Source organism: Veillonella magna DSM 19857 (genome assembly GCF_000428745.1).
In the GTDB taxonomy this organism is placed as follows: Bacteria; Bacillota; Negativicutes; order Veillonellales; family Veillonellaceae; genus Veillonella_A; species Veillonella_A magna.
On sequence record NZ_KE386795.1, the window covers coordinates 412,626 to 424,816 of the forward strand.

A 12,191-nucleotide genomic window follows, 5' to 3' on the forward strand; every position below is an offset into this window, starting at 1 on the left:
AGATAAGGAGATAATCATATATGCAAACCGAACGATTAAAGGCATATGCCCATACACTATTAACAACAGGTGTTCATTTAAAAAAAGGTGGTACCTTAGTGGTATCCACCGATGTGGAGCAAAAAGATTTTGCCACTATCGTAACCCGTGAAGCCTATGCGCTGGGCGCTGCGGAAGTGGTCATCAATTGGCGTGCTCATGAAATTGCCAAGGAACGTCTTCTCCACGCCAGTGACGATGTTCTTTCACAGCCGGCACCTTGGATTCCTACCTATTACAAAACATACGTAGATAAGGGAGCTGTATTTCTTTCTCTTATCAGCGCTAATCCCTATGCTATGCAAGGTGTCGAACCCAATCGCATCGCCTTACAATCCCGTCATCTGAATAAGGTGTTAGATTTTTATCATGAAGCCATCATGGGATCGGCCGTACGCTGGTGTGTTGCTGCCGTAGCTACGTCATTATGGGCAGACCTACTCGGCTTTACCGGCACCGATGAAGAAAAGACGGATACCTTATGGGAACGTATCTTTACACTGTGCCGCATTGAAAACGTAACACCGGAAGAAGCTATTGATGCTCATCTGGCACGCCTGGCTAAACGTACAGCCAGTATGAACACACTTAATTTTGCGTCCTTGCATTATACCTGCCCCAACGGTACAGACCTTACCATTGCCTTACCGGAAGGTCATATCTGGCAAGGCGGTAGCGAACTTGCCAAAGACGGAACGGAATTTGATGCTAACATTCCAACGGAAGAAGTGTTCTCTGCCCCACAGTATGATGGCGTCAACGGTATTGTCTACAGTACCAAACCACTCATCTACCAAGGTAATCGCATTGAACATTTCCACCTTACCTTTAAGGACGGTAAAGTCGTCGACTATGATGCGGAAGTAGGCAAAGACTATTTAACAATTCTGTTAGAAACCGATGAAGGTGCTCGTTATCTCGGTGAATTTGCTTTGGTAGACCACTATTCACCAATCAGCCAATCCGACACTATCTACTATGAAACATTGTTTGATGAAAATGCATCCTGTCATTTGGCATTGGGTGCGGCCTATCCAACCTGTCTCAAGGATAGTGACGGATTATCTAAGGCTGAACTGAAAGCCCGTGGTTTGAATCAATCACTTACGCATGTAGACTTCATGATCGGTCATGAACAAATGAAAATTGTTGGTACTACCCACGACGGACATCAGATAACTGTTATGGAAAACGGACGATTGCAACTATAAAAATAACGAATCTCCCTTCTGTTTTCCATTCGCCCCCGGTTTAAACTGGGGGTTTTATTGTATTGCGTCTTCCATGCTAAAAAAACTTCTTTATACCCATATGAGGAAACCGCCTGCTATGCAGGCGGTTTCTTTTCCAATTCTCATATGCTATGTTAGTTTACTAGTTTAAGTATATCACGTCTATTCTGTATCTATATATCTTTGACGACTTTTAAATAGATATATTATAACAATCACCAAATTAGGTTTATTAGTTTCAATGGCACCATTTGTTGCGCGAGATTACAGAGTACTAAAACCATCGTAGATCAGCGCCCCAATATCATCATAACTGTCAGCGGCACGGGATACTGTCGCAGAATCTTTCCAAAATTAGCCGCCTCTCGCGCACTGTTCTTCATTGCAAAATCTATCGCTGTGTACAGTAGCGTATCCGGGAAATCATCACGATGACAATAGTCAAATACCTTCTTAACAAAGCTTTGCACAAACAACCTTATACGCGGAGTATCATAATCTAGACTAGCCTCAATTAGCATATTGCATATCTGCGTCACTACGCTATCATAGCTAATACACATCACCATTAAATCCCCCTAAAAATGGGTATGAAAAAACCGCCTACATAACCTAGGCGGTTCAGTACGAGAATTCATAAATCATCCTTATTCTCATTTTTTACATCTTCGAGCTCATATTTTTTCGTAATGCTTGCCGTTCGGCGCTACTCATCTGCAAGATTTCGTCAGGAATAATGAATCTATCATCATGGTCAAGATACATTCCGTTTCTATTCTCCTTCATTCAGTAACACCTCCCAAAAACCTAACTGGTCTTCGTATTTATATCACTCTAACACTGATATTTATGTTTCGCCGTCATTATAGCCTATCTTCAATTGATCCGCAACGTCAATCGCCCATATTCCTTCCGATAATTTCTCTTTACTCTCATAGATTTATGATACTACAAGATTACAGAGTACTAAAACGATTCTTCATAACGAAACCACAGACGAGATGATTTATCATACTACAAGATTACAGAGTACTAAAACTGAGCAATGTCCGCGCCTTCTTACGCGTAGGATTTATCATACTACAAGATTACAGAGTACTAAAACAGTGACGGCTGTTAAACCTGAAGGTACGTTGATTTATCATACTACAAGATTACAGAGTACTAAAACAAAAAGGCGGCAAGGTTAATAATATGACGGGATTCATCATACTACAAGATTACAGAGTACTAAAACTGACTTCGGCAACTACATTACCGCTATTCAGATTTATCATACTACAAGATTACAGAGTACTAAAACAACGGTTATACAACGAAGGCTATAGATACCGATTTATCATACTACAAGATTACAGAGTACTAAAACCTCAAGACCAAATCTAAGCCCTTTGTAACCTTCTTGTATAATAAATCTAAATCACTATCTCCATACGACAAAAGGCGTACCTACCCACCCTACTCGAGTGAATAAGCTACGCCCAATTGACAGAACTACATTTAAAACACAATCAAATGAAATCCATCTACATAATCAAGCAATTATTAAACTAAAAACAAACCACTTTTCAGTGTGACTTCGATATAAAATCTTATTTCAGTAGATTCTGTAACCTTGTAGTATGATAAATTCTACTTAAACTATAATGCTCTTCTTACTAATTGTCAAGCATAAAATATTTGGAAATTAAATATGGGTACTGATTCACAAACTGCTCCTCATGAAATATTTGTGTAACAAACTCCTCTGTGATTCTTTTCTCATCAGTTTTGCCAGTAAATTCCTTAATATCATATAAAAGCTCATCAAAGTCTTCCATTCCCCAGATATGATTTTTACTAATAAAATGATAATGATAAATTGAACTCCACTCATTTATTACATTCTTACGGCCGGTATATATTATTGTATTATTAATTGCTTTACTATTTTCTTTTATTAATTGTAATAAGTCTTCATACTCACGTTCTGATATACCATATTCCGGTAAATCAACAATTAATAGTTTTCTCTTTCTAGTCGATAATCGCCTAAATAAATTAATTGCTAATATTTTTAATTCAAATGTTCCTAACTCATTTAACAATCGCCCATCTGTGAACTCCCAATCCAAGATTTTACTTATCACTGAAAAGTTAATATCACTCATCACTCCTTTTATTCCCAATTCATGACACTTATCATTTAGCTGTGCTAAGAAAACCGTCTTAAAATCGAGAAATCCTTGTTCCTTAATTTCTTCACTTATTTCATCAAATATATTTTCTAAACAGTTCCCTAACAAGCTTTTCTTTGTAATTTTTATAAGATAATCTGCATCTATATTGGGAGAAAGATATAAAACTTCGTAGGCATCTGTTGCAATAACTTCTCCATTAATTCTAATAGTAGTAGAATTTCCTAAATTAAATTTTTCTCCCGTATTGAAATAACAGTATACAGATCTCAATACTTGATTACCTACCCCAGTGTCTTCCCCTACTAAGATTGTAACTTCTTGCAAATTTATAGATTCAAGATGATCTAAATTTCCGCCTTCTATTTGCATATCCCCAATCAATGTCCTTCCTCCCCTCAAAAAATCAACAAATTATCTACAGATATTTTTTTCTCCATCATTTCATCTCTGCATGACAGCAATTGCATGCTTTGATATTGCTTTTCAGTTACTTGTAATATGCAAACAGATCCAGATGGCGGCAAATTCTTTTTAATCGCTTGTATGGCCCATTTTACACTGTCACGATTAACAACTATTTTACAATATACAGAATATTGCATCATAAAGTATCCCTCTTTAATCAAAAATTTTCTAAACTTAGTGTATTTTTTTACATCACTATGATTCTCAGTAGGTAAATCAAACATGACTAATAATCTCACAGTTCTAAAGTCCCCCACATATATCACTCCATAACTCTGTTTGTATAACGGGAAATAAAGGTACATCTCGCTCTCCTGATAAGACCGCAATAAATGTATCCACGTGCTTTTCTAACGCTGTCTGTAATTTACACTGCCTATTATCAACACTAATGGGAACATTACATAAAAAACGAACTATACTTTCTCTACTGTCTTTACAAAAATCATTTTTTCTTTCTACTATATTTTTATATACCCAATAATCTACAATAGGTCTAAACGGTTCCATAACATCATCTACTAAATTAAAATGATTATATATATTTTTGTGCTTAATCCCCAACGATAAAATCAATCCTTTAGCTGCCAATGCTCTGGCAACGTATGCTCTTACCAGTGCATAACCATAATTAAGCATGATATTAACTGCATCATCACCATCTTGTTCCCGAGAAAATTCCTCACCAAATAAAGCCTTAAAATATACCTTCGCCGCTAACCCTTCACGATTCGTACTGTCATCATCATCTACCTCATTCTCATAAGTAATAAGAAATTCGATTGCTTCCATCGAACGAGTGAAGCAATCTAGTATCAACATTTGATTATGAATTTTCTGTTTTATAATATTCTTCCATATTTTCTGCTTCACTGCATTAGATATATTTAGCTGTAATTTTTGATAATGAAACGTAGAGTAATTACCGGCCAAATGATTAACTACTACTGTTGGCATACCATTTTTTTCACAGATAATAACGTTAATATTATAATGACTTAGTTTACACAACAGTTGTACTGTCATATACATTTTATAATTATTCAATATAATTGTATCTATGTCCTTCAAAGGTAGCATATAGCTGCGATCCATATCTTCAATCTTGAGATTATCTAATTTAAGTGATACTTTATGGCTATTTTCAATAAGTAATGTTCTCCACCCCATATTATTCACTCCCTATATTTTTACAGTATATTTAATGTACTCCTTAGAAACAGGATAATCATTTCCTAAAACATCTGTTGTATATTTTTTAAAATTACTTACTGCCCCAATTGCAATCATCCGATATTTTTGTGTGTTTCCCGGTGATGGTTTATCTACATATTTTACTTCTATCCTATTGGTACTATCGCGATTAACACAACTGAATATCCATGTCTGCTCTTCCCCATTTTTTGTAAACGAAAGTTTCTCCCCACTATAGATTGAAAAACAAAAATCTTCCTCTTTTAAATTTTTAGCTATCAATGCCCTTTCATACATATCCTTATTAATTGTGTATGTGGTTTCTAACTTACCATGTGTTGGTATGAGCATATCATAGGTAACATTAATTAACTTATACTTTTCCCCGGATTTATATATATCTGCTCTCCAAGATTTTATTTTTAAATATACCGATTTATTTTTCCCTTGTTGTTTACCATTAACACGGTGTGACACCAGTTTTTTATCTAAGAATTTTACATCATTAATAACAGGACCATTATCCTTCTTAGCATATTTTCTTAATTTCTCCCCATATTCCTTATAATATGCATAAAAAGGATTAGACTCATCTTTAAAATAATCTACAACCTCTAAAAACTTATCAAAGGTTTTTTTATCATATCGGTACATTAACAATTTTTCCGGGGAATTGAGAATCATGGCTTTAAGCTTACTTCCATTATTACCCGGGCCGTTGTCATAAATATTACTATACTTCGTAATATAAAATGTATTTTCTTCCTTTTCATCTTGAACTACCCGTGTACTTTTTATATTAGCATCATACAACTGCCGATTCGGTTTTCTGTCTACCTTATGAGAGTACTTAGGTCTAAGAGCAGTAATATTAGATATATATTTTATAAACTGAATATACTCGGGACTATAAAAATCATTATCTGACAATGCTTCTCCTGTAGATACGTCAACATATTCCTCAATACCGTTTTCATTGATTACACGTGCCTGAGGTAAGAATCGATCTAATTTTTTCACAATATTCGTATTAGCAAATCCAGCAACTATTAGGGCATCTTGTGCATGATGAGCATAGGTATTTAAGCGATCTTTAGATAATCTCGCTTGATTACGAAAAGCAAATGTCATCGCTCCATTTATTGACTTTACTTTTGTGGGGAACCCATGGCATTTAAAGAAATATTGTAACACATTCATTATTTTCCTAGATGCATACCTTGTATCAACCAGATTTCGATTAATAAATCCCTCTAAATCCTTATCAGGATCTTGTTCATATAACAAACAAGCCTTTTTCCGCTTTGAAAATCTATTATTTCCTATTACCCATTCTTTGAATGTATCGTAGTTGATGGTTGCTTTTCCTGAACAGAAGTATTGAAACGGCGTCCGTTTCCCCTTATTTTGATTTTCACTACTATAGACTACAACTTTGTTATACATTGCATCACACAGTGATTTCGCTCGAGGAATAACATGGTCAATTTCTAGCATTCCTTCAGTAAACACATCCTGTATATCTATCGGCCTTAGCGAGTACGCACACTTTCTATCTTGTTCGTCTAAGAGTAGCAACATATCCATCTGTTTCTTAGTTAAATGGCGTGATGGTGCTAAGTTGGCAAGCTTTTTCTTCTTATCCTCCTGATTTTTTTGGTTCCTTTTTTCCCTGTTGGCAGCATCAGCACTATTTTTTTCGCGTGCTAATTCTATAACTATGTCAGAAAACTCTGCACTTTGTCCCTCTTTCTTTTTTAACCATTTTCGTAAGGCATTAATCACTTTTATCGCTTCGTTCACCGATCGTTTTGTAACCGGTGAGACAATCCAATTTTCCATGGAAAACTTGATTTCGTTAGAAGTAACATCTAATTCTTGCCGGGGAGATAGACCTCTTTCTAAAAATAATACCATCTGATTTTTATCCGTTCGCCACAAGTCATTAAGAATTACTTCCATAGCTTTCTTCGACAAGGAATGATATTCTTTAAATTTTTTTGCACCGGCCAAAGCATGCGCAATAGATTTCTCTAGTCCCATTACAATCAATTGATGTTCTCTTTCATCCAAATCTTTTACTTTTGTCAACACATCTGAAATAGTATCAACCAGATTTCTATTTCCCTCTATTATATTTATACAGCCAAGAGTTTTACAAATATTATACAACTCTTGATAGCCTTCAAATTTTGTAAATAGAGGTTTATCATTTTTATCTACTCTATACCCACTTATCGTATCTTTTACAACGTTACATATTTTTGCAATCTGCGTTAGATTTATATTTTTCCCCCTATTTACTATTGTATCAATTAACTCTTTTTTCTCTTCATAGGTTAATTTTCTGCTTCCATCTATCTTTAAATTATTCAAATCGTTAAGCAAGTTAAACAAACATGCTGTATATGAATTTTTTGCAATACGAAGTTCTTCCGGATAATACGTACAGTGTCCTCGCATTAAATCTATAAGATTAACAGTTTGAATTTTTCCTTCTTTATCATAACGATAGCGCCCATATGGAGTAGGACTATTTTCTCCCCCCGGTCCTTCCTCATAATCTCGTCTTGATTCATATATTGAAATCAATATATCACGATTAGCTTCAAGCTCCGGATAAAAATTGCTTTGTTTATCCAATAACGCTTCTAATTCTTTTTTATACGATACATCTAAATATTTATTTTCAATACCACGTACCGATTGTCCTGCTGCTAATCTTTCCAATTGTACTTCGCAAACATATTTATCCTTCAATTGTTTTGTATTACCATCAACAATATCTTTGGTTGTTTGTCCACTAGTATTATTTTCCTCTAAATCTTCTGCGGTTAGATAATGAATTCCTCTTCGTTTTGTCAAGTGCAAAATTGCTGCTGCCAATTCAGAGGGCGACAAACGTTCATATAAACCTTTTTTTCGTATATTATAAATATCTGTTTCAAAATGTATAGTACCTATATTTAATATTGTACAAAGTAACTGCTTCATTCTGTCTAGACGATGCCGTCTGCGGCGAATACGCCTCCGAATTCCTCTGCTTGTTCTTCGTATCACATTCTCAGCAGCTGTCCCCTCACTGAAGAGGCGTACACCGCTGGTGATTACTTCATACTGCTCATTAATAATTCCATACCCCACGGAAGTAATACCAATATCCAATCCTAAAATGTATTTCATCGCTCTCACCCTTTCATATATAGGAGGTATTATAAATAATATATTACAACTACCATACATACCGCTATAAATATAAAACAAAGGTTACTAAAACAATACCTCCTATAAATTTAGAAAATCTATTTATTCTTGACTACATTCTAAATCTTAAGAAGTATTTATCCCTATACGACCATTCACTAACAATCCTATTCCACATAATGTGTGTTCTCGACATATTGTCTTATTTTAGTAGATCCTTTAATCGCATACTATCTTAATCTTTACCAAAAGTCAATAAATTTTTGATATACCAATAATAAGAATTAAGAACAGCATTTGTAAATCCCGAACGCTGAAATATGTAAACACCACTTCTAACTATATACTGTTCCACTAGTCATTACTATTGCTTCTAGGATAGCAGTCTTCCCCGAGTTATTACGCCCACAATCATTTTCCTCCCACGTAAAAAAGAAAGGCTCCTATATCGTAAGCGCGTCATTCGCCAGACCTGACCACTGAGATATAGGAGCCCTTCTTTTATCTTTTATTTTATCATTTTTAACGCTGCGTCGATAACAGCGGCTTCTTCTTCGGACGGTTCGCACATCGGCAGATGGAACGGCCCCGCCGGTAAGCCCAGCCTACGCACCGCATATTTTACGGGAATCGGGTTTGTAGTTACAAACATAGCATCGAATATCGGCAACAGGCGTGCATGAATTTCACGAGCCTTCATCACTTCGCCGCGTTCAAAGGCTTGAATCATTTCATTCAAGTCCTTACCTACTACATGAGCTGCCACGGAAATAATCCCGCAACCGCCAACGGCCAGAATTGGCAAGGTCAATCCATCGTCACCACTGTAAATCATAAAATCCGTTGGGATACGGCGATAAATTTCAGAAGCAACGTTTACATCACCGGACGCTTCTTTTACGGCAGCGATATTCGGGAAGTCACGGTGCAACTGTTCGATCGTAGCCGGTATAATCTTACCGCCGGTTCGTCCCGGCACATTATACACGATAATAGGCAAGGTTGTAGCTTCGGCAATGGCTTTAAAATGTGCATACAAGCCCTTTTGATTAGGTTTGTTATAATACGGTACAACCGCCATCACTGCGTCTACGCCGGTAGCTGCCGCTTGCTTTGTAAATTCTACGGAGCGCAGCGTATCGTTAGAGCCTGTGTTAGCAATAATGCTCCCTTTATCACCGCATGCATCGACAATGCGACGGAATAATGTTAATTTATCTTCATTAGCAATTGTCGGGCTTTCACCGGTAGTACCGCAAACGACAATGCCGTCGGAACCGTTGTCCAGTAAATAATTAGCCAATGCTACCGCGCCGTCAAAATCAACGGAGCCGTCTGCATGAAACGGTGTAATCATAGCTGTCAAAACACGACCTAATGTTTTCATGTAAAGTCCCCCTTCATAGGTAAGGTGTATTAAAAGGATTGTTTTTCAATTAAGTATTCGGCAATCTGCAATGCGTTCAGTGCCGCCCCTTTGCGAATCTGGTCCCCCACAATCCAGAAGTTCATGCCTCGTTCGTTATATAAGTCCTTGCGAATACGACCAATTTCACAATCGTTTTGTCCGGATGTGTACAGCGGCATCGGGTATACCTGTTCTGCCGGATTATCCCGTACAACGAGTCCCGGGAACGCATCGCAGGCTGCGCGGAAGGCATCTACGCTTACCGGTTCTTCTGTTTCTACCAATACCGATTCGGAATGCGAACGGTATACAGGGATACGGATAGTCGTCGGCACGATTTGAATGGAATCATCATGAAGAATTTTCTGTGTTTCGTTAACCATCTTCATTTCTTCCTTAGTGTAGTCGTTATCAAGGAAAACATCAATCTGCGGGATTACGTTAAAGGCGATAGGATAGTGTTTCGCCAAGGATGCACTGGGAAGAATATGGGCTTCCATTTCTTCACCGGCCAAATGCGCCTTTGTCTGATTGGTCAATTCATCAATACCTTCTTTGCCGGCACCGGATACGGCCTGATACGTACTTACCACAATGCGTTTGATGCGGGATAAGTCATGTAATGGTTTTAGTCCTAACGCCATGATGATTGTGGAACAGTTCGGATTGGCAATAATGCCTTTGTGCTTGTCGATATCTTCCGGGTTAACCTCCGGTACAACCAATGGCACATCCGGGTCCATACGGAAGGTGCTGGAGTTATCGATGACAATAGCACCGCGTTTTACCGCTTCCGGTGCTAAGGTTTTGGAAATCGAACCACCAGCAAACAAAGCAATGTCTACGCCTTCGAAGGATTCCGGTTTTGCTTCTTCTACCACATAGGTCTTGCCGCATACGGTAAGCTCCGTACCGGCAGAACGAGCCGATGCTAACAGCTTCAAGCTTTCAAAAGGAAAATTACGTTCTTCGATCAAAGTAATAATTTCTTGACCCACCGCACCGGTAGCACCTAAAATAGCAACATTTGGTTTTCTCATGTGTGTTCCTCGTTTCTCTCTTATCATTGACGATTGGCAATAACCTGCTGCTCCCCATAGTTTTACAGCTTCGACTATCGTCATATCGTCGTGTATTCATGGCTACGCTCTCTATCGTAGCACCCTCTCTTCTTTATTCAAAATTAGTTTGTACTATTATATGTTAAATTACATCAGTAACGCTTAATTCAAAATACCATACTGTAATATCCAAAGCAGATAAATAATCTAGTACGCTAGCAGATACACAATTTATTATAGGTAATGTTCCAATCCGTAAGTAAGTCCCGGTTTAGAAGCAATCTTCTTACATGCGAGGACAACGCCGGGCATGAAGGACAAACGACTTAAGGAGTCGTGACGAATTGTTAAGGTTTCATCATAGCCGCCAAACAATACCTGTTGATGGGCAACATATCCCGGTAAACGAACACTGTGAATAGTAACATCGTCCACCTTAGCACCGCGCGCACCGGGCAAGCTTTCCCGCGTTAAGTCTTCATCGGCTATGGCACCGGCCGATGCTTTGGCTTCATTAATCAATTTAGCCGTTAAAATTGACGTTCCGGACGGAGCATCGTATTTATGATTGTGATGAAGCTCGATAATCTCCACATTAGGGAAGTACGGAGCCAATTCGGCCGACACCTTCATCATCATCACCGCGCCTAAGGAGAAATTCGGTGCTACTAAGCAGTTGGCATGGTGTTCTTTACCGATAGCCGCTAATTCATTGCGCTGTTCTTCGGTTAAGCCCGTCGTACCAATCACCATGTGAACACCTGCACTCAATACGGTTTTAGCATTTTCAAAGATAACCGCCGGCGATGTGAAATCGACAATTACATCCGGTTTATCTTTTACTAATGCATTTTCCAATGAAGCGTACACCGGCAGATTCAAAGCACCGATACCGGCCACTATGCCTAAGTCTTCACCGGCTTGTTTAGGATCGATACCGCCGATAAGTGTCAACGCTGTATCATTATGAACCGCTTTTACTACTTCGCGGCCCATTTTGCCCGATGCACCGCATACCATAACTTTTGTCATGTCAATTCCTCCTAAAAAAAAGACCAGCGGATGCTAACCACTGATCTTATATGTTCCATGCATGTACGATTATCAGAACCGTTGCACAATTCATACGATGAGCTAGCACTCCATCACAAAGTGATGACAGTCATACATCTCTTAAATGCATGACCAGAATCGGATGCTCGGTACACCCGACCTTCGGCAAAAGCCCCTTTTTGTACAGATCAACGTCTACCACACTCCCTGTACATACTCTTGACATTCGCACCTCTATCTCCGCATATTCGATTTGTTGTTTACCGCTATTCGTAAACATATCAATTTGATGGTATTAGTATACCTTGTATCCGGCATATCGTCAACAGGGAAAACAAAATTATCCTCCCTGTCT

Annotated in this window: 10 protein-coding genes and 1 riboswitch; of the genes, 1 reads left to right on the plus strand and 9 read right to left on the minus strand. The window is 37.9% G+C overall.

Features of this window, described 5'->3' with window-relative positions; genetic code table 11:
- Nucleotides 1–20: 20 nt before the first annotated feature.
- On the plus strand, nucleotides 21–1,250 hold the full coding sequence (locus G344_RS0108825; protein ID WP_028255887.1) for an aminopeptidase: 1,230 nt from the start codon (nucleotides 21–23) through the stop codon (nucleotides 1,248–1,250).
- 311 nt (nucleotides 1,251–1,561) lie between these two features.
- On the opposite strand, the gene G344_RS0108830 is transcribed toward G344_RS0108825, so the two are convergent.
- From G344_RS0108830 to dapB, 9 genes are all read right to left on the minus strand, one after another.
- The gene (locus tag G344_RS0108830) at nucleotides 1,562–1,840 is read right to left on the minus strand and encodes a hypothetical protein (RefSeq protein ID WP_028255888.1); all 279 of its coding nucleotides are present in this window, start codon (nucleotides 1,838–1,840) and stop codon (nucleotides 1,562–1,564) included.
- Between the two features lie 91 nt (nucleotides 1,841–1,931).
- Nucleotides 1,932–2,057: a hypothetical protein gene (locus G344_RS12245; protein ID WP_277352591.1), complete on the minus strand. Its 126-nt coding sequence runs from the start codon at nucleotides 2,055–2,057 to the stop codon at nucleotides 1,932–1,934.
- Nucleotides 2,058–2,929: 872 nt separating this feature from the next.
- Entirely contained in the window at nucleotides 2,930–3,832 is a 903-nt protein-coding gene (locus G344_RS0108840; protein WP_028255889.1) for a hypothetical protein, read from the minus strand.
- Nucleotides 3,833–3,846: 14 nt separating this feature from the next.
- The gene (gene cas2, locus G344_RS0108845; RefSeq protein ID WP_244869512.1) at nucleotides 3,847–4,173 is read right to left on the minus strand and encodes a CRISPR-associated endonuclease Cas2; all 327 of its coding nucleotides are present in this window, start codon (nucleotides 4,171–4,173) and stop codon (nucleotides 3,847–3,849) included.
- The gene (cas1, locus tag G344_RS0108850; protein WP_028255891.1) at nucleotides 4,160–5,086 is read right to left on the minus strand and encodes a type II CRISPR-associated endonuclease Cas1; all 927 of its coding nucleotides are present in this window, start codon (nucleotides 5,084–5,086) and stop codon (nucleotides 4,160–4,162) included. Before cas1 ends, cas2 begins: the two co-directional genes overlap by 14 nt.
- Before the next feature lie 12 nt (nucleotides 5,087–5,098).
- Nucleotides 5,099–8,293, minus strand: a complete 3,195-nt coding sequence (gene cas9 / locus G344_RS0108855; protein ID WP_028255892.1) for a type II CRISPR RNA-guided endonuclease Cas9 — start codon at nucleotides 8,291–8,293, stop codon at nucleotides 5,099–5,101.
- Nucleotides 8,294–8,822: 529 nt separating this feature from the next.
- Nucleotides 8,823–9,701, minus strand: a complete 879-nt coding sequence (gene dapA, locus G344_RS0108860; protein ID WP_028255893.1) for a 4-hydroxy-tetrahydrodipicolinate synthase — start codon at nucleotides 9,699–9,701, stop codon at nucleotides 8,823–8,825.
- Nucleotides 9,702–9,730: 29 nt separating this feature from the next.
- On the minus strand, nucleotides 9,731–10,762 hold the full coding sequence (locus G344_RS0108865) for an aspartate-semialdehyde dehydrogenase (RefSeq protein ID WP_028255894.1): 1,032 nt from the start codon (nucleotides 10,760–10,762) through the stop codon (nucleotides 9,731–9,733).
- A gap of 255 nt (nucleotides 10,763–11,017) precedes the next feature.
- Nucleotides 11,018–11,815 (minus strand): 4-hydroxy-tetrahydrodipicolinate reductase, encoded by a 798-nt coding sequence (dapB, locus tag G344_RS0108870; RefSeq protein ID WP_028255895.1) that lies wholly within the window; start codon nucleotides 11,813–11,815, stop codon nucleotides 11,018–11,020.
- 95 nt (nucleotides 11,816–11,910) lie between these two features.
- A riboswitch (Lysine riboswitch) is annotated at nucleotides 11,911–12,081 on the minus strand.
- Nucleotides 12,082–12,191 lie beyond the last annotated feature (110 nt).

Excerpts from the sequence above, each read along its gene's own strand:
- cas9 (WP_028255892.1), bottom strand. The coding sequence starts at position 8,293 with ATGAAATACATTTTAGGATTGGATATTGGTATTACTTCCGTGGGGTAT.
- G344_RS0108865 (WP_028255894.1), bottom strand. The coding sequence starts at position 10,762 with ATGAGAAAACCAAATGTTGCTATTTTAGGTGCTACCGGTGCGGTGGGT.
- dapA (WP_028255893.1), bottom strand. The coding sequence starts at position 9,701 with ATGAAAACATTAGGTCGTGTTTTGACAGCTATGATTACACCGTTTCAT.
- cas1 (WP_028255891.1), bottom strand. The coding sequence starts at position 5,086 with ATGGGGTGGAGAACATTACTTATTGAAAATAGCCATAAAGTATCACTT.
- G344_RS0108825 (WP_028255887.1), top strand. The coding sequence starts at position 21 with ATGCAAACCGAACGATTAAAGGCATATGCCCATACACTATTAACAACA.
- G344_RS0108830 (WP_028255888.1), bottom strand. The coding sequence starts at position 1,840 with ATGGTGATGTGTATTAGCTATGATAGCGTAGTGACGCAGATATGCAAT.
- G344_RS12245 (WP_277352591.1), bottom strand. The coding sequence starts at position 2,057 with ATGAAGGAGAATAGAAACGGAATGTATCTTGACCATGATGATAGATTC.
- dapB (WP_028255895.1), bottom strand. The coding sequence starts at position 11,815 with ATGACAAAAGTTATGGTATGCGGTGCATCGGGCAAAATGGGCCGCGAA.